General features: G+C 37.4%; 15 protein-coding genes. 12 read left to right on the top strand and 3 right to left on the bottom strand.

Annotated features, from left to right (window positions below; translation table 11 throughout):
* Positions 1-4: 4 nt before the first annotated feature.
* The 3 genes from JN080_RS18100 to JN080_RS18090 all read right to left on the bottom strand — a co-directional run bounded on the left by JN080_RS18100 (position 5) and on the right by JN080_RS18090 (position 3365).
* Positions 5-1183 (bottom strand): ParM/StbA family protein, encoded by a 1179-nt coding sequence (locus tag JN080_RS18100; RefSeq protein WP_256237386.1) that lies wholly within the window; start codon positions 1181-1183, stop codon positions 5-7.
* 98 nt (positions 1184-1281) lie between these two features.
* Positions 1282-3159, bottom strand: coding sequence for a helix-turn-helix domain-containing protein (locus JN080_RS18095; RefSeq protein ID WP_256237385.1), 1878 nt, complete (start codon positions 3157-3159; stop codon positions 1282-1284).
* Positions 3160-3194: 35 nt separating this feature from the next.
* Entirely contained in the window at positions 3195-3365 is a 171-nt protein-coding gene (locus JN080_RS18090; protein ID WP_256237384.1) for a ribbon-helix-helix domain-containing protein, read from the bottom strand.
* Between the two features lie 720 nt (positions 3366-4085).
* On the opposite strand from JN080_RS18090, the gene JN080_RS18085 reads away from it, so the two are divergent.
* The 12 genes from JN080_RS18085 (at position 4086) to JN080_RS18030 (ending at position 19034) form a co-directional block, all read left to right on the top strand.
* Positions 4086-5624 (top strand): primase C-terminal domain-containing protein, encoded by a 1539-nt coding sequence (locus tag JN080_RS18085; protein WP_256237383.1) that lies wholly within the window; start codon positions 4086-4088, stop codon positions 5622-5624.
* 841 nt (positions 5625-6465) lie between these two features.
* Complete coding sequence (locus tag JN080_RS18080; protein ID WP_256237382.1) at positions 6466-9063, top strand: ATP-binding protein; 2598 nt, start codon at positions 6466-6468, stop codon at positions 9061-9063.
* A 14-nt stretch (positions 9064-9077) separates the two neighbouring features.
* Positions 9078-9968 carry a replication-relaxation family protein gene (locus tag JN080_RS18075; protein ID WP_256237381.1) on the top strand — a complete coding sequence of 297 codons (891 nt, stop codon included), beginning with the start codon at positions 9078-9080 and terminating at the stop codon, positions 9966-9968.
* A 68-nt stretch (positions 9969-10036) separates the two neighbouring features.
* Complete coding sequence (locus JN080_RS18070; protein ID WP_256237380.1) at positions 10037-10357, top strand: hypothetical protein; 321 nt, start codon at positions 10037-10039, stop codon at positions 10355-10357.
* Positions 10344-11309, top strand: coding sequence for a conjugal transfer protein (locus JN080_RS18065; RefSeq protein ID WP_256237379.1), 966 nt, complete (start codon positions 10344-10346; stop codon positions 11307-11309). The genes JN080_RS18070 and JN080_RS18065 overlap by 14 nt, the downstream gene beginning before the upstream one ends.
* Before the next feature lie 25 nt (positions 11310-11334).
* Entirely contained in the window at positions 11335-11556 is a 222-nt protein-coding gene (locus JN080_RS18060; RefSeq protein WP_256237378.1) for a hypothetical protein, read from the top strand.
* Positions 11557-11585: 29 nt separating this feature from the next.
* Positions 11586-12014 carry a TcpE family conjugal transfer membrane protein gene (locus tag JN080_RS18055; RefSeq protein WP_256237377.1) on the top strand — a complete coding sequence of 143 codons (429 nt, stop codon included), beginning with the start codon at positions 11586-11588 and terminating at the stop codon, positions 12012-12014.
* Positions 11992-14568, top strand: coding sequence for an ATP-binding protein (locus JN080_RS18050; protein ID WP_256237376.1), 2577 nt, complete (start codon positions 11992-11994; stop codon positions 14566-14568). Before JN080_RS18055 ends, JN080_RS18050 begins: the two co-directional genes overlap by 23 nt.
* Positions 14565-15005, top strand: coding sequence for a hypothetical protein (locus JN080_RS18045; protein ID WP_256237375.1), 441 nt, complete (start codon positions 14565-14567; stop codon positions 15003-15005). The genes JN080_RS18050 and JN080_RS18045 overlap by 4 nt, the downstream gene beginning before the upstream one ends.
* Positions 15005-17197, top strand: a complete 2193-nt coding sequence (locus tag JN080_RS18040) for a CD3337/EF1877 family mobilome membrane protein (RefSeq protein ID WP_256237374.1) — start codon at positions 15005-15007, stop codon at positions 17195-17197. Before JN080_RS18045 ends, JN080_RS18040 begins: the two co-directional genes overlap by 1 nt.
* A gap of 24 nt (positions 17198-17221) precedes the next feature.
* Complete coding sequence (locus JN080_RS18035) at positions 17222-17854, top strand: YbjP/YqhG family protein (RefSeq protein WP_256237373.1); 633 nt, start codon at positions 17222-17224, stop codon at positions 17852-17854.
* Positions 17841-19034 (top strand): bifunctional lytic transglycosylase/C40 family peptidase, encoded by a 1194-nt coding sequence (locus JN080_RS18030; RefSeq protein ID WP_256237372.1) that lies wholly within the window; start codon positions 17841-17843, stop codon positions 19032-19034. The genes JN080_RS18035 and JN080_RS18030 overlap by 14 nt, the downstream gene beginning before the upstream one ends.
* Positions 19035-19908 lie beyond the last annotated feature (874 nt).

The raw sequence follows: 19908 nt of genomic DNA, 5'->3' as shown, positions 1-19908 counted from the left end.
GTTCTCACTCTTTAGTCGTGGCAACTTCTGAAATCGTAATTCCCTTGTTTTGTAAATACATTAGTAAAATTTTATAGTAGGCTTTTGCAATCATCCAGACGCTATCTTCTTCGGAAACGAAACGAAGGGGATAATTATTATCTGCTTGATTTATTTCTGTCAGATAAGGCTTAAGAACGAGCGAACCTCCACCAATTTGATAAGCAAAACGGATCTCTGGGACATTCCGCCACATATCTTTAATCAATTTATATTCTTCTTTGGCTAAGGTTGATAATTCTTCATCTACAATTTCTTTAATGGAAACACGATTACCGTTTACCCATATGTGGTATTGTTCCTCCGGTTGTTTGTTCGTGATAATATCGACTAATGTACGACGGCTTTTAATCGTGTATTTGTATTTTGAATAAACTTTACGGATAATGTTATCCAAATAAGTCGAAACGCCTTTTTTAATGCCGTTGCTGTATTCATTGTCAACTTCGGCTTCAGCTGTAATAATGGCAGAATCAGTAGACAGACCACCAATATCGTTAATTAAGATCGTTTTACCGATTAATTCTTGGTTTTTTGTTGATCCATCATCATTTGTTGTTAAATCGACAAATGCAGCAAATCCCTCTGTATTAACTAGAACTTGTTCGAATTTAATTCGAACGATTATCCCTTCAAGGGAAGGAGTCTTTAAGAATTTTACTTCATGTTGGGATGTTTTTAGTTTTTTCCTAAAATCCTTTGCTTTTCCTCTTTTCGTTTCGTCTAAAGGTAAGCCTGTTGAAAGATAATAAGAAGCCTCAATTACGCCATCTTCTTCAGGAAAATGTTTAACTGCATCATAAGCTAGAGCTGTTAGAAGCATAATAATGGGCTGATCGGTATCCGATTTATCTTGGTCAGGTGTTAGTTCGTCATTGTTTGGATATTTTGCTGCTAATTTTCCGACGGCAAAACTTCCATTTTTATTTTTTAAGGCGGAGGATGTAATTTCAACATGTAGCGCGTTTAGTGGGTTTTTCTCCATTTCCACAATTTCACGGTCAGGTGCTTGAGCTATGACATTCGGGATATGTATCTGGTTGTCTAAACTACCTAAAAAGCCCTTTAATGCATCATTTCCAATATCAATGGACACAAATCTTGTCATAAAAATATTTTCCTCCTCAATTTTCATGTCTTTCATAAATTTTCCTCCTCATTGTATTCAATTTGCATGCAAAAGTCAATAATGTATGCAAAATGTATGCAAAAATAAAACCCATCTGTATTATGATGGGTAGCTCAGTGGAGTTTAGTTATTGATTTTTTTACACCAATTAAAGTTTTTTCTTTTAGCCAATTTAGCATTTTTTCATCATTTTTATTGTTTTGACGCTTCTTTTCTTTCCTTAGGTACCGAGAGAGAGTAGTGTGGGCAATCCCAATTTCTTCAGCTGCGTGTCGAATACTCATATTTAAATGATTCATCATTTGCTCCATGGCTTCGGGCGATAATTTAATTTCTTTTAGATCAAAATCAAAAGCTTGCTGTTCAATTTGGAAAGCTTTCTCCTGGTCATTATTTTTAAGGTTTCCTATCTTTTGTGTTTTTTCAATAACTTCTGCCTCTACAGTTGAAGCTGATTCTCTCATGGCAGACTTTGAACTGCTCACAAATCTTTCTTCTTCCGTTCCTAAAGAAATATTTTTTGGACTAATTTGGTGCATTTTTTCTAAGATGGTTTGATCCAGTATCGCTTGAGAGGGGAGTTCCACATGTTTTTTATATCCTTCGAGCAAGTTGTCTGTTGGATAAATAATAATATTATAGTTGATCCATTCCTTATACCAGCCTTTTTTGCCTACAACTGATTCATCAAAGGATTCTTTATACTCCCAATTCTTTATGACGCCATCTGTTTTAAAATCATCCAATACATTTTCCAACTTATCTTTTTTGTCACTCCAGTTATACCGAATCGGTACATCCATCTCTTTTAATAACGTTGATATTTTAAAAGGTTGTGTCAATTTTGATTTGAGTCGGATTCGCATTTTCCATTGTCGATCAATGTATCGCAGCAGTCGTTTATGTTCTTTTTGTGTTTGATGGCTATATTGAAACACCTTTATATGTAACAAACCAATCATTTGGCTAGAGGCATTTATTAAAGGAGTAAGTATGGCTGTTGGTTTAATTTGTAACGCATAGATCCCTTGTGCTTCACCTGTATTCTTGTCATAGGCCACACGTAGAGCACCAATATCAAACATTCGCTTAAAATCTTGGAAATCATACTGTTTATCCTCTTGAGTGATAACCTTCCCATCGCTTAATGACACCCACATGCTTGATAAAGCGACAACCCTTTTCATAATATTAAAGCGGTCTCGTTCTCGAATGATCAACTCTTTTGCATTTTCCTCAGAGTCCAACGTTTGCCTTAATCGCAGGGCATCGTTACTATGAAATTCAATATATCCTTCGTTGTTTTTAGGCGATACTAGCCATAGATAGGTGATCAAATCAAAAACATCAGCTGTCCATTCATCCAATGCATTATAAGCAGAATCAACCAACCGTATCCAAAGATCTTCTTGATCTTCCTTCAATGCATTGTGTGTTGTTTGAGTGGGACGGAGTTCAGCCATTCCTCTAAAGTTGCCTTTATTATCAATTAGATCAGCAGCCAATTGCCCCGCACCCCTTTCTTTAAATTCTTTCTTTTTCGCTACAATATTCCGTATCATATGATAGTCATTATCCATACTGGTAAGTAAATAATCCTGTTCGATGGTTTGGTCAATCGTTTTTTCGTTTAAACTCAGATTAACCTCTTCAGGAAATTCATTATATATATAACTCGATATGTTAGTAACAATGGTTTCCCAATATCTTAGAACGGCTTCTTTAATCATGTATTTTGTAATATGCTTTTGAAAATATAACCCTTCTGTAAGGAAAAAATATAATGCCTTAAAACTCGGACTCATTCCGTTAGGAGGATATTGATTCCTGATCTCATCTTCCGTCATCTGATAGGCTTCTTTGTACCACTTTTCTATTATCTTTGGCCGTTCTTCAAAAAGATGTTTTGTTTCTTCAAATATAGCAATCTTTAATAATTGATACGGTAAAATTAATTGATCTTCAATTTCTGAATAATTGACTGCAATCAACTATGGACCTCCTTTACCTTTTCATTAGGTTCTTCTTAATGCCCAGAAGGAGTTAGCGTATTATGTTTTTGAATCAAGTCTTCTACAGCTTCATCTAACAAGCGAGACATAGGAATACGAGTAGCATTAGAAAGTTCTTTTAACTTTTCTAGTAAATTTTTATCTAAAGTATTGCCTATTCTTGTTCTCGTTTTTAAATCGCTCATTTATATCCTCCTTTAAAAAAATACGTCTATAAACTTATATAAGTTTATAGTAATCTATTTAAAATAAAAATGCACCACGAATTTGCACCACTTCGTCCAACCCGTGCCCCAAAATGCTCTAAAATGCACCAATGTAAGATTTTTACGTCCAACCCGTGTGGAAAAAAGGTAGTTTTGTACTATTCGAAATTACCATTCCTATCATTTCGTCCAACCCGTGTGTCAGATTAAACTTGATATATCAACGTTTTGAAAAAATTTTATAAAAAATACCATGAAAATGCACCACAAATTCGTGCCACTTCGTCCAACCCGTGTGGGAAAAATGCACCATGGATCTGCACCACTTCGTCCAACCCGTGTGGAAAAAACTTACCATTCATAAGTGAAAACTTAGGTAAATCAATGTTTATGAGTACTTGTTGAAATAGACGAGTACGGAAAAAGTGGTGCATATTTATGATTTTTGGTGCACTTTCTCGTCCAAACCGTGTAGTAAAAAAATTTCAACTTTTTTTTCAATCCCTTGGGGCTCTAAGCTTCAAGGGATTCTTTTTTTTGGTGCATTTTCCCTTAGAGAGCACCCTTTTTCAAAAATCGAGTTCGGTATACTTAATTCAACAATAAGTTCCATGAAATACATGGAAACCGGTGCAATTTATGGTGGCAATAGTAAAGTGAGTTTCCGACAGGAAGAAGGTGTAGATCATAGAAACGACCATGGCAGCTAATTACAAAAGAAGTCCTTTTTCGATTATTGAAATTATGCAGTTCATGACCCATAATGGCTTGCGTCTATACAAAAAAAAGGGATCCCGTCAGTCTATCCACAAAGTGGCTGCTTACGAGAAATCTATGACCGAAATTCCTTATCGTAAAGGCGTAGTATTTGTATCACCATCTAAGGCTGACCTTGTGGAGGGGAAGGGCTACATCGTGACTTCTTACGAATCGCTCCAGGAAAAGTATCAGAACCTGACCCACTGGACGCCTAATACTTATCGTGGTGGCACATACTATGATTTCAAAAGACGTGTCATTAAGGGGCATGAACGGGAAAATCTAAAACAAATCAATGTAATTGGCCTTGATATCGATACGAAGGAATTGGATCTATATGCTCTTTATCTTGGATGTGAGGAATTAGGCTTGCCTCGCCCTAATCTTTTGTTGGAAACGCCAAGAGGCTTTCAAGTATTCTTTGTGCTGGAAACTCCCTTTTATATACATAAAAAACAAGATTACAAGGCTTTAAGAGTTGCTGAGCGACTATCCGAAAATATTCGAAAAGCCCTTAAAAACTATGCACCAGTTGATACCGGATGTGTCCCTTTTGGTTTTTACCGGATCCCAAGAGAAGACAATGTACTGGATTTCTATGACCAACCTACCAATACCAGTGAACTGTTAACTTGGTCTAAACAGTATGAAGAGACGGAAAATCGCAAATTCCTACGAGTCGTTTACAACAAGAGTGGTTCAGCCATCGATCAAACATCATCGGACTGGTATCAGGAGCTTATTCGAGCTACACAGATAGAGAGAGGACATTGCAGTTCCAGCCGTAATAACGCATTGATGACGCTTGCCCTTGCTAACTATGCCAGTGAACGACCTTTTGAAGAAGCTTATGATGAACTTGATCAATTTAACAGTAACTTGTATCACCCACTAAAGAAGAGTGAATTTGAAAGGACCCTAAAGAGTGCGTATTCGGGTAAATATAAGGGCGTTAAACGTTCCTATGTTGAAGGGTTATTGGAGCTTTGGACAGATGGACAAGCTCAATTTAAGGGGAGAGAAGGCTGGTATAAATTCAAGAAACCCCGTGAAGAGAGAGACCGTTCCCATTATAAGGAGTGGGAAGAAGATATCCTTGCCTATTTGGACACACATACCAGCCCTGATACGCCGTTTTTGGAGGCTTCTTTGGTTAGTCTTGCTAAAACCTTTGGAATGTCTGTGTCTACACTTAAGGAAGTTTGCAAGCAATCTACTAAACTAAAAAAATATACAATTGGCCGTGGCCGTGGTGCTGTTACAAAGTTGGCCAGCCGATCTATGCTATTTAGGACCATGCTGATGTTACGTAAAAATCAAATTCGCCAGGCCCAGTTGACGTTTTCCGAACTTTTACCTGTACTGAAACCATTTATTGTAGCACTCCCATTTCCAACATTGGAAGCCGAATTGCTTAATTATGAAGTCGGCATCTTATACCAATCCGGATCTTCTCCACCTGAAAAAATGACTTGTTAAAATTTGTAAAAATAATGAGCCAGTCTGCCAATACATATCTATACTATCCTTTCTTGGGGATTGTGTTTAACATCTAGCTAGTGCTTCTTGGCATCTTATAAAAGTTTTTATAAATTAGAACTATTATTGATTATGATTAATCAATAAGGAACTATTGTTTCTAGGTGAATGTTGTAGGCTTCCGATTGCTTGCTAATAATTAGGTGGAGGGCTGGAACTTTTTCTTGGTGCTCTTGGGTTTTTGTCATTGTAAAAGTTTTGTACAATCTTTCTATTTTGGTAAATAAATTTGGTTTCTTATGAGAAGATTTTCTTAAGGTTTTATTCTTATTAGAACATCTGTTTTTAAAATAGGAAATTAGGACCTTACATTATTTTCCCTAAATGGTAAAATTAAGTTGCAAAATACATTGTAAATAATATTGTAATAGATAGTATCACCATCCCCAATATTAAATACAACTTGGATTGGCCTATAAAACGAGGCCAGGTCCTGCATAATGGTCACGGCTCTCCATACTTACAATCCGTGACCATTATGCAGGACCTTAGATAGATAACCCACTTACCTGATGTAATATATAGTTTTGGGGGAGGGGATGGTGGTGTGTAGTTAGTAAGTAAGTGTGTAGAGAGTAGAGAGAGAGGTAGAGTATGTGAGTGTGAGTGATTGAGAGAGAGTAATGGGGGGGAGGAGTGATAAAGAATAAGAGATAAAAAGAGAAAAGAAGTAAGTATCAGGGAAATGCTGTGTAAAAAAAGCGAGATCAGAAAGGTGGATGGGAATTTTAAAGTAGAAAGTGTAAAGATTTTTATTTGAGAATTTAAAGGTTAATTGAGAATGGAAAATTGTGATCATGAAGGTGAGGGGACGTGTGTGAGATACCACCTGTTTCCATTTTTGATTCCTAGAGATGGGATTGTCTATGAGTTGAAAACAACGATGGATGCTAAGATTTTGTACTTTAAGGATGAAACTTCATGGACAACAATGTTGAGTTTTTTAACTCGTCCTTGGTATAGAAGATTGATTAAACAGGAGTGGATTAGCTGGGAGATCGTTGCGACTAAGGAGCAAATTCGATATTTTGTTTGGGTGCCGGATGAACATATTGGATCGGCATTTAAAAGTAAATATTACGCGGAACATTCTGATGTAGAAATAATTGAAGTGGAGAGTCCTGTGCTTGATTTCTCTCGGCCACATGCAGCTACTAAGTTCTTTACCGAAAGTCATTGGACAATACCCATTAAGACTTATCACAATGAAGTGGTGGATACACAATCGGAGTTAATTGAGTTTTTAGATGGTTTAGAGGAGGATCAGGAAGTTCATATGCAATTTCTTGTTCAGCCTGCTTTTCATACGGAAAAAAGTTTTAGGGGGATTGTTCGACAGTTTTATAAAGAAGGCGCAGCAGATGAATCTTTAGAGCATGATAATGAATTATACTTATCGGCGATAGAGGGGAAGTCTACAAGAATTCTTTCAAGAGTGGGGATCAAGGTTGTTGCTTTTGGAATAAACGAGAAAGATTCAAAAAATTTGATCAAGAGTGCTAAAGGATCCATCGGTACTTTCTCCAGTGGGCGTTTAAATCAGTTAAAGGGACGTGAATGGTGGTGGTTTCGAACGATAAGACCATTATTTCGTTGGGAGTATAAAAACCGTATCCTTCCAATGGAGCCAATGAAAAAGCGAGTCATTTTGGGTTCGGAGGAAATGGCAGCTATCATGAGGCTTCCAAGTGAGAGGGTTCATAGTAATAAGTTGCACCGACTTAAAATGAGATCAACTCCATTGCCTAAAGAATTAAAGGATGTAAAGTTTGATTCTGCATTAGCTATTTCTTTGGGTGAACACGTTTATCATGGAAAGAAGACAGATGTAATGTTTGATCTTTCCACTTTGAGATATCACGCTGCTTTTATAGGAATGTCAGGGATGGGGAAATCTACTGCAATGTACAATTTAGTGGAAGATTTGATCCATCTTGAGGGTGCTGGAACTAGCATTGGGGGAACGATTATTGATCCCCATGGTGACTTATGCCAGGACATTGCTGCAAGAATTCCACCTGAAAAGCAGCATCTTGTTCGATACATTAAATTTTCTGAAGGTAAGATCCCTTTTAATGTTTATGATGTCGATTTTGCAACGGCAGAGGATAAGATTGCTCAAACGGTTGCAGATGTATTGAAAAGAACCTGGAAAGATTTTTGGGGACCGAATATTGATGATAATTTTTTAAATGGCGGAATTGTTTTACAGAGACTAGGAGAAGCGAGTCTTCCCAATTTACAAAAACTTTTGAGTGATCCTTATTATCGTGAAAGTGTTTTACAGCGTTTGGATCGGAGTGATCCGATTGAAAACAACTTGTATCTTTATTTTGCTAATTTTCAAAGGCTCCAAGATCGAGAACTTCAAGCCAAAACGAATTCTACACTGAATAAATTACGGAAAATTACTTTATCTGGTGTACTAGGGAAAATGCTTCGAGCCAAAACGAATGGTTTGCATTTCCGTGAAAGTATGGATCGGGGAATGATCAATTTGCTTGATTTGTCTGAATTGACCAGTGATGAAAAAAAGCTTATAGGCTCCATGTGTTTGACCTTCGCGGAGCTTGCTGGTAAGAGCAGGGCTGATACACCAGCTTATGAACGGCAAAAGTTACCTTATCATTTTGTGATGGTGGATGAAGCGCCTACTTTGATGGAACATAGTGCGGATGCGATCGAATCTTTTGCATCGGAGCTAAGGAAATACAAAACTTCTATCATTTTGGGGATGCAGGGGATTAAAGATCAGATACCTAGGGAAGTTGCATCAGCAATTTTCCGAAATTTCGGAACACTTATTTCGTTTCGATTAGGGGAACCGGATGATGCACAATACGTCAATCGTTCTATGACTTCTGAGGTACTGTGGGAATCGGATTATTTACAGATTGAGCCTTATCACGCTTATATGCGAATGCAAGTTGGGAATGAACGGACACGACCTTTTTTGATCCGTATGAAAGCTCCCAAGCCAGCTCGATATGAAAGTTCCATTCCGGCTATAAAGGAACGGACGATTGCAAAGGCAATGGAATTTGAACGCAAAACGATGGAGTCTTCTTCCATAGAAGACAAACAAGAAAAAAATGAAATCTACGATTCTTATCTTTTGACAGAGGATGAAGAAGCCAAAAAAGATGTTGATTTAATTAAAGTTGAAGTCGCTGCTACTGTTGAAAAACTAGACGTCCTTGTTCATTCCAATGAGTTATGCGATGATTTATTAGCAGGTCATGAAGATGAGCAGATACAGCATGAATCCGGACAATCAGAATCTGAAGAATCTTCAAGTTTGCAGGAAGAAAATCAGAAAGAGGGGAAAACGGATGATAGCAAAAATGATATCATTAACAATGACGATTTTTGGGTATAGTAGGGGGTTTATCAATGGTAAAAAGAATAGGAGAAATGGAAGAGTTATTATTCGTTACTTTACATGATTTGGTATTTATTGATGTAGAGTACTTAGAAAAATATATTTATATTCATCCAGAAGGAAAGCCTTACAGTAAGTTTTGGATATCTAAACAAATGAGGGCCATGGAAGCGGAGGGCTATATTAAGTCATTCCCAGTTGCAAAAGCTACTGTGCAGGGCCGTGATCGCCTTGTTTATACACTGGATACAAAGGGTGTCCAGGAAGTAAAAGAAATTCTCGGTGAAGCTGATTGGGATGCACGGTGGACACAGCGTACACCGACTTATGTTTTTCATTCCATAAGAATGGCACATATTCTTGCGTCTTATGCTTCTCAAAAGGATGACTATTATCAATTTAACGAGTATTTTTCAGAACGCAGGGCATTTCGCAATTATGGTGAAGTCACTACGGATAAGGAAGGAAAGAAAAAGCAATCATCTACTTCGGTGATTCGACCCGATGGAGCTTTTCTATTGGAAAGAGAAGTGAACGGACAAAACGTTAAATTTCTTTATTTTGTAGAATTAGAAAGAAGTCGACAAAGGATCGAAGTAACGCTGAATAAAATTAGACGTTATAACGAATATGTTCGTAAAAGAGCTTTTGTAAATGACGAAATTTTTGGTGATGGTATTCGGGTTGTTCGAGTGTTGTTTGTTTCTAATAATGATACAGAACGAAATAAGATTTTGGAAAACTCGAAAAAGGCAGATTCTCGTGAAATTGAGAAGATTGGTGGAAGTTTGCTATTTGGCACTTATGAGGATGTGATAGCGAATCCATATGGAGACATCTGGAAAGCGAAAAATTCAACTGATTCTAACCAACTTTATCGCTTATATAAGAAAATTGAATGATCTATAAAAATGGAATTATAGAAATCTATGTATCCAATAACTTGATGACACGAGGTGAGGTGATAAGGATGGGATACAAAGTTAAACGCGGTTCGTCTGCAACCAATAATTCAATCAAAGAAATGTTGCTAGGTTTTTTTAGAAGATTTTTGGTGGTTGTTATCGTTTCAGCAGTAATGGTAGCAATCGCATATTTCCTTCTCCATTTGGCCTATGTAAAATTTCCAGTTTTTTCTACAGCTGCAGATCAGGTGATAAAACTTATCAAAGATTTTTATGTAGAGAATGGTCTTTGGACAACTATAGGAGTGTTTGTTTTTATCTGTATTTCTGTTTGGGCGCTTGGAGAAGAGTTGAAGAGGAAGGAGAGGAAGCATGAAAAAACGTGAATATCCAAAAACTGTACTGCGAAAAAAATTGATTAAGTACGCTTTTTGGACAGGTTTTGTATTGGTATTGTTTCTATCAATCGTAGCGATTGTTCGTGTTGGAAATGCTACAGCTAAGGATAATTCGATGCAACAAGTGGACCAAAAAGTTAATCATGCAGCAAGCGAGGGAGCCCAGTCCTTTGCCCAGAACTTCGCTAGTCAATATTTTAATTGGCAAAATACCGATGAAGGCAGAAAAAATCGGATGGAACGTTTGCAGCCTTATCTTGCCAAAGGATTAAATGAACAAGCTGGACTTGTATTTGATGGGATGGAATGGAATAGCCGTTTAACTAAATCACAAGTTTGGAATGTTGAAGAAACGGGGAAGGATACAGCCCTTATAACGTTACGAGTACAGCATATCTTGAAGAAATTACCTCCACCTGATCCAGCAGCGGTAGCAGAAGCTCAAAAAAATAATACAGAGCCACCGAAAGCAACGGAGGAATCAGCAGGTCCTTATGAAAAAGATTTCGTTATTCCGATTAAAACCGATGGAAAATCTTTTGTTGTTTATAAGATACCGTATTTTGTTGCACCAGCGAAAAAACCACAAATTACTTCAGATTCCACGATCGATGAAAATAGCAAAATTCAAGATCCTAAACTCCAAGAAGAAATTACTTCATCATTAAACACATTTTTCAAAGTTTATACAACCGGTACCCAGGAAGAATTATCTTATTACGTGAAAGGTAACGAGATTCAAACGATGACTGGAATTATCACGTTCAAAAAAGTGAAAAACACCGTCATTAAGGCTAGTACATCCTCCAATGAATATCAAGTGTATGCAAACGTCATTTTTCAGGAAAATCAATCAAAAGCTCAAGTTATGTATCCGTATCAGCTAATGTTAGTTAAACAAGATAATCGTTGGTTCGTAAAGGAAATGAAAAATCAATAATACTACATTAGGAGGTTTTTAGGTTATGAACTTTGGCCAAAATATTCAAAATTGGTTTTCTACGCAAGTTGGGGCTTTATTCTTAGTTATTATTGGGGCTGTTGCTATTTATTTTTTGGTAAAGCGTGAGTTTTCTAGGTTTGTAGGTTTCGCCATTTTTGCGATGATCGTTGGAGTATTTGTTTTCACACCGGAAAGCGTTAAAACGTTGGGCGGTAAATTGTGGTCTACTGTTTTCGGCGGTTAGTGAAACCAAAGAAGGTGGGGTGATAGTACATGAAGCCTAAAATTTTACGAACTTATAACAGTGTCTGGAAAGTAGAAAAGGTTTTATACGGAATTCAGGATATTCCTCTGCCAATTCCCTTAACTTATCGACAGATAGGATTCTTCGGCGGTGGAGTGATGATTGTGTGGATCTTAAATCATTTTCCTCCTTTTAGTTTGTTGCATTTGGAATTGGTAGAATACGTATTTTTACCTGGATTATTTACTTGGTTTTTTACAAAACAATTGCTAGATGGAAAAGCGCCTCAGCGATTTTTGATCCGAGTCGTGCAATACCATTTATCGCCACATATACGAAATCGTTATAAAGAAGTGTCAGACGTGAAAAAGCCTTACAAATATGCAAGCAAGGTTGGCTTTCGTCAATTGAGCTACCTTGAGAAAGGTGAAGCGGATGAATATAGAATTTCCAATTAAATATTTTGAAGGAAACCTTGTATTTTCTCAAGACGGTACATGTTGGGCTTACTATCAGTTACCTGGATACAATTACGATTTTTTAGCTGATGAAGAAAAGGATTTTATTTTTACGAAGATTAAAGCTTTTTTTTGGCAAATCAATTTGGATACCCATTTACTTGTCGTTCCAAGCTTTCAGTCGATCCAAGAAAAGCATGAACATTTCAAAAGTAAATTATCAGGTCCATTGAAAGAAGCAGCAATCAAGCATACAGATGATTCGGCACTTCAACTTGAAAAATTGTTAGGGAAAGAAGGTACAGAATACAGGTTTTATATTGGTGTGAAGTTGCAAAAACCTGATCATTTGAATAAAAAAAGCTCCCTTTTCCAGGACATAAAAGAAGCATGGAAAGAGTTTATTGGTGGTGTGAATGAAGTATCTGGACTTGATATCCCTGAAATTACTGAAGATGAAATAAATCGATACCGTAAAGCTGAACGGCGCGTTTATAACAAAGTATCTACACGTTTAAAGGCAGATCCCATTAATGAAGAAGATCTTCAGTGGCTCATTCGCCGGAACTGGTATCGATCCATTGGGAAGGCTCCGATTATCAAAAATTGGAGTCCTGCTTACACAGTGAATTTTAAAGAATATGAAGAAGGTAAGATAACAGTTCGTCGTCCACTGTATCATGATGTCGTGCGTTTATCAGAAGGTTTAGTAGACGATTCACCAAAACGAAATTTGATTTTGAAACAAATTCATGAGGGGGATGAAGTGGAAGGATATGTCGCCTTTTTAACCATCGCAAATGTCCCATATGAAATGCAATTTCCGGGAGAGGAATGGATGTATGTCATTCAAAATCTAGATTTTCCAGTGGAAATTAGTGTACGGACGGAAACGATGGATAATCGCAAAGCGTTATCCGCCGTTCGTAACAAGCAGAAAGAATTGAAAGACCAAGACCGACATGCATGGGAAACTGGAAATGAAACAGGATTGAATGTATTAGAAGGTCGAAAGGAAGCCCAGGAATTAGAGGCTTATTTGCAAAAATCCCGAATGCCATTAATTAAAACCTCGATTATTCTTGCTGTTGCGGCCACTGATGAAGACGAATTGAAACGTCGTTGCGATACCATAAAAGACATGTATCAAGATATGATGTTTCAGATTGAGCAGCCATATGGTGATCAATGGTTGGCTTTCAATGAATTCCTTCCAGGGGCAAAGAGGTACATCAAAGACTATGTTCATTTCATGGAACCAGCAACTGTTGCTGGTGGTATGTTTGGGGCCACAAAGCAGCTGGGTGATGGAGAAGGTTTCTTTATCGGAAGTACAGGGATTCTTGATCAGCCGGTTTATATTATGCCTAATCGAGCAGCCCAAGGTATTCGCGGAACCAAAACAAATGCGCTTTCAGCAGCGTTTCTAGGGTCGTTGGGTGGAGGTAAGTCTTTTTGTGCCAACCTCATTACGTACCTATCCGTTCTTTCTGGGGGAAAGGCCCTGGTCATTGATCCTAAAAACGAACGCGGTAATTGGAATCGAGATTTATATGAATTAGGTGAACAGGTAAACATTATTTCACTTTCTACCAAACCCGAAGATAAAGGGAGATTAGATCCATTTTCCATTCATGATGATATAAAAGAGGCTGAAACCCTTGCACTTGATATTCTCACGTTCTTAACCGGTGTGAGACTTGATGATTCTGGAAAGTTCCCGAAGCTGACTCAGGCTGTTCGTTCGGTTTCAGAAGGAGAAAAGCCATGTTTAAGTAAAGTGGTTCAAACATTATTAAACAGCGAAGACAAGGTTTCAAAGCTATTAGGCGAGCATATTCGATCTTTTAGTGAATTGTCTTTTGCTCAGCTACTTTTTGGTGATGGAGAGAATGATACAGCGATTAACCTTCAGACAGCACTAAATGTGCTTCAAATTCAAAACCTTGAATTGCCGGCACCAGATACCCCACAAGAAAAATACAACTTGTCTGAAATGCTTTCCATTGCGATGATGCTCCCAATTTCATCATTCGCTTTAAAATTCATTCATAGCGATCGCCACATTTTTAAAACAGTTTTGCTTGATGAAGCCTGGGCGGTATTGAATACAAGTCAGGGGAGCCATTTAGCATCGCGACTTGTACGTGCAGGACGTTCAATGAATGCTGGTATTTACTTTGTTACGCAAAATGCGAATGATTTGCTGGATGAAAAGATGAAGAACAACATTGGGATGAAATTTGCATTTCGAAGTACCGATCCGAAAGAGATTGAAAATGTTCTTTCCTTGTTGAACTTAAAAAATACAGAATACAACGCATCGACTTTGAGAGAACTTCAAAACGGTCAGTGTTTATTCCAAGATATTACTGGACGGGTGGGGGTTATATCCATTAATGCTTTATTTAAAGATTTGTTTGATGCCTTTGATACACGGCCACCAGCTGAAAGAATTTACGAAGATGAAAAGATCATTCTTGATGGGAGACTTCCAATAGATAGTCATGAACCGATGAATGATGACAACTCTAAAGAAGAGGTGTTTATATGAAAAAATTTATTTCCATTTTGAGTATTTCTTTTCTTCTTATTATTACTGCAGCTTGCAGTAATAATAAGGTAAATGGTAAAGGGGAAAATTCTACAGATGTCCCGATTAAATGGGTTAATGCTTTGATTCAAACAGATGAATCAAAAATGCTAAATTTACTCAATGAAAAATCAAAAGCATTAGATCCTAAGGATAAAGCAGATAACAAAGAAACTATCAAACATTATAAATTGACTCAATGGGAAGTAAATGATAAAGATTACTTTTATAAAATTGAATACCAAGACCCTACTGATAAGGATCGTTTAAAAACAGAAGAAATGGAGGTAGTTAAGACTGACAACGGATGGAAACGTACTAAATACGGAGATATATATGATTTTGACAAACTTGTAAAGGACTTAAATCCAAAAGTACTAAGGGAGCTGCATGATTAATGAAAAGACTACTGAAGGTTTTCTTTTTATTTGTGGCATTGCTTCTTGTGGTTCAAGTCCCGGTTTCAGCAGAAAGCCTTCAAGATAACTTAGTACCTCAGGATGGAAATGCGAAATCAGTAGGAGAGGTTCAATTAAAATATAATGATTATCCACAAGCTAATTATAAACTCGATACATGGGTTGATACCAATGGTGATTGGATGCCGTGGAATTGGGCAGACGGGGCAGGTAAACAAATCTATATTGCTTTAATGGAAATTATTAATTCTATTTGGATTGTAAATAGCTTACTAGGGTCTTTTTCGATGAAGATTGTCCAAGAAGCGTTTCAACTCGATTTTGTTTCCAATGTGTGTGATCAAATTGGTGAAGCTATTCAAAATATTGCTGGTTTTGGACCTGGTGGCTTCATGGTCAAGGGATTATGGCCTTTGCTTGTGACAATTGTTATTGGAATTGTTGGTGCTTGGGCGACTTACGTTGGTATGGTAAAACGTGAAAGTACTCGTGCGTGGGGTGGATTGATTTCTTCAATGATCATTTTCGTTTTTGCACTTGGCTTCTTTTCTAATGCTCCAACTATTTTGAAGGGAGTTAATAGTTGGTCTAGTAATCTTCAAAGTGAAATATTGGCCGTTTCTGCAAGTATTGTTAATCCAGGTTCTTCTTATTCAGAAGAAGAAGGAATTGCAACCATACGCAATCAGATGTTTGACTTGATGGTAAAAAAACCTTATCTCTTAATGCAATATGGCACAACAAAAGTGGAGGAAGGACGTGTCAATGAACTTCTTCAGATTGACCCTATTATAAATGCACAAGACAGAAGTGAAAAGGCAAAAGAAGAAGTACAAATAAAGAAAAATAAAATGATGTCTATTGATGGAGTTTCTCAGCGTGCAGCTTTCGTTCCGTTGCTTTTCATCGCCAACAGCATTATTGGAATCTTTTTATTGATCGTTTCAGGCACCATCATTCTTTATCAGATGATATTCCTTGCATTGGTACTTTTTGCTCCGGTTCCGTTGCTTATGGCAATGGTTCCAAGATGGCAACAATCAGCTTTTGATTGGGCAATGAAAGTATTACATGCCCAGTTAATGAAGATTGCCATTGCCCTATTGTTAACGATTATGTTTGGCATTTCTGCCATTTTATATCGTGCAACTGATAACGGGGATTTAGGTTATTTAGGTATGATGCTCCTTCAGATCATTTGTTTTGTAGGTATTTGGGCGAAACGTAAAGACCTGTTTAACGTGGTGTCCACGGCAGTGAATAATGTCCAAAGTAGTACAGGAGCGACTTTACAAGGTTATAAGCAAAAATATCGTGAAGCTAAAAATATGGTTCGTACAGCTAGAAATGTGATGGATCATGCTAATGGCAGTGGTCGTATGCGTAATCAACCTTTAGCACGACGTCAGGTAGGACAGAGTAAAATAGGTATTCTGGATAAGGATCAGTTAGCAAAAAGAAAAAAACAGTTCAAATCAACTAAAGATGGTCTCAAGAGTGCTGTTGCTGGTGCAATGCTTGCAGATCGTAACAACGAAGAATTTACAGAAGGTCAAGAAATATCCAAAAAACATACAGGTATTGAACATACATCAAATGTTGACCGTGAACAGTTAATGGATCGAACACAAAAAACTAAACAACATGATGAAAATGGTAATATTACATCAATTGAAGATTTACGGCGCCGACGTTTAGACGGAGGAAATCTTCCAAATGTTCCTTTAGCAAATCGTAAAAGATTAAGAGATGTAAATATGGAAGATACTGCTACACTAGAACATTCAGATATGCACAATCCGGAGCTTACCGATCATTCACAGGGTGGACAATTAAGTGAACACAGATCACTTGTACGGTCAGTTGACCATGGTGTTTCTCAAGATACAACGAATCGAGAACGATTGATAAATAACAGTAATGAAAAAAATATCAAAGATAAAATTAATCACCAATCCATTAATAATGATCATAATGAGCGCACTGTTAATAATGTGACAGAAAGAAATAATAACGTAACGGAAACGAATCGAAGCATTCAGGATACAATCACCGAAAGAGAAAATGTTTCTAAGGAAGCTACAAGACGAACTGAACAAAATTTAAATCAACAGAAAATCAATAAAACGGTCAATCGTGAAAATACGAGCAAAAATAAAGAGAGGGAATAGGACATAGCACTAGGAGGACTAGATATGTTTGGATGGGATTTTGAAAATAGCAAGAGTGACAGGGTAAAGTTGTTTCTTTTTCTTCTTGTGATCTTTCTAGTGATAGGTTTTTCTGTATTGGCTTTTTTTCGAACCATAAACAGGGATAAGGGTCCTATCGACCAACATCCTATATATAAAGCACCTAAAAATCATAACAATTCTCCAGCTACATCTTCTGTTCATAAGGATACTGATTCTTCCATTAATGGATCGAATGATTATGACCAATCTGAAAAATTCTCCAATGAAGAACTGGAAGCCACAAAAAAGATTGCTGTTCAATTTGTTACTGCCTTTTATCCTTACAATGCCGATAAGCCCCAAGAGTATCTTGAAAATTCCAAACCCTATATGACGGATGATTTATATCAAAAAATGAAACGGAATGGTAGACGAGAAGTGCTTGAACGATCCTATTTGACGGTTAAGAGCACCCAGGTTACACCGGTAGTCAATAAAAGCAGTATGATTGTTCGCTGGAATGTGATTGTAACCGGGGAAGCAAAATCGACAGATGGAAATATAACAGCAACAGAAGATTGGTATTTAGTCGGGTTACGCAAGGTCAATGGGGATTGGAAGGTAGAGGATGTGAGAGTAAATGTCCCAAACTAATAATCCTAATGATTTAGAAACGGGAGGAAGTTCGGCTTTTAAAAAAGCTGCCAATGAAGCTGGAAAAATGGTTGTTAAGAAGGTCTCGAAAGCATTATCGACAAAGGCAGTTGCTGCAGCTGGGTCCTCCATTGGTACACCCATTATCTTTGGAATGGTCATCGCGGTATTCATCTTGCTTGGTGGTATGGTTATGGCATTTATCGTCCTATCTTCAGCTGGAGAACAAGGGGCCAAACCAGGAAAAGGCTATTCTGGTGGAGAAATATCTGATTTTGGAGTGAATGAAATTCCATCTCAATATATACCAATCTATAAAGCTGCTCAAGAAAAATATGGTGTACCATGGAACTTACTTGCGGCTGAACATCGAGTGGAAACAAGGTTTTCCACATTGAAAAATATGGTCTCACCAGTTGGGGCAATCGGACATTATCAGTTCATGCCTTTAACATGGATTGGCTGGTCATACCCCGGAGGAAATGGTTTAGGTAATGCGCTTATACCCAGCAATATATTGACTGATCCAGCCATGATTAAGAAATATGGCGGTTATGGTGTTGATGCAAATGGGGACGGGAAAGCTGATCCCTGGGATATAGAAGATGCCATTTATTCTGCAGCCAATTATTTAGCTAAAAATGGTGCAGCTGAAGGTCGATTAAGGGATGCGGTATATGCTTATAACCATGCTGATTGGTATGTAGAAGAAGTGCTTGGGTTTGCGGAGCGATATGTTAAGGGATATGTTGCCGTCGATACCAGAGTAGCAGGTAGTGGAGGAAATACAGGTGTTGCTGTTGTAGATGTAGGGAACAAGTGGATCGGAAATTCTGTTTATGTTTTTGGTGGTGGGAGGAATCAGAGTGATATTGCCAGAGGACGCTTTGATTGTTCATCTTTTGTTCATTGGGCTTTTGCCCAGGAAGGGGTTAATCTCGGCCCTTTAGAATCCACTAGTACGGATACTTTAAAATATTTAGGAAAACCGGTATCCCCTAATGAAATGCAGCCAGGTGATCTCGTATTCTTTGATACTTATAAACCGGATGGACATGTCGGTATCTATATAGGAAATGGAAAATTCATAGGAGCACAAACCTCAAAAGGTGTTGCGATTGTAGATATGACGAAAGACTATTGGAAAGAGAGATTCAATGGTCGCGTGCAGCGAATTTAAGGTAGGGCTTTCCTGCCTTTTGTTGGTTAACGTCGGGAGCTTCAGAAAGCAGCACAGAAGTTCAAATTTCAGCTGCTAATCTATCCAGTTTTGAGCGGAAAATAAGCAAGAACGAAGCTGGATTTATGAATGAGTTTGATTTAACTATAAGTTTTAACGGTGTAAGTAATACAGATCATGTATTTGTCAGGACAAAGTTTTTATATGTGAAGGGTGAAGGTTGGAAGAGTGACAGTATTGAATATATCGGAGAAATAACTAGAAAGGCAGGGGAGACCAGTGAATAAATCAGAAAAGACTTTTAAAAATACTTTAAAGAGAGCAGAGCGAATTGCAAAACGAAACAAGATTTATATTAAAATTGCTTTCTGGACCTTCATGTTGATTTCAGTTTATAGTCTGGTTTGCGCGGTGTGGTTTCAGTCATTGGCTTTTCTAATTTTTATCCCGGTTAGTTGGCTGTTTTATGAGCTTTACTCAAGATTTATGAAGTTTCATCAAAAGACTGTGGAAAGATTGAAAGAAAAGCACAAAAATTATTTATAAAACAACTTTTCCGGTTTTTGTAATTCTCTGTTATCAAACTGTTCTTTTCCATTAACTAAACTGTAAATAAACCATGATATAGTAAATACGTTCCAAATTCCAAACAGTTGATCTCTAGTAGAAGCCCGGTTCCCTCCTTAATAGGAAAGCCGGGCTTTTATTACTTTGACAGCCAGAACAGCAAGTAGGCCGAAAAATATTTGTTGAGTGGTCGGCCCATGTGTATTCCTCGCAACATCTTACCCGTTATTTTGGCTAACGGCCAACTGTTTCAGTAAAATAAAGTTATTTAAAAACGCTTATTAGGTTGCTCAACTAAAGGGCCAGA

Source organism: Bacillus sp. EB600, from assembly GCF_024494385.1.
In the GTDB taxonomy this organism is placed as follows: domain Bacteria; phylum Bacillota; class Bacilli; order Bacillales; family Cytobacillaceae; genus JAEVLT01.
The sequence above is the reverse complement of the archived record's forward strand: the minus strand, read 5'-3'. Positions and strand labels throughout refer to the sequence as shown.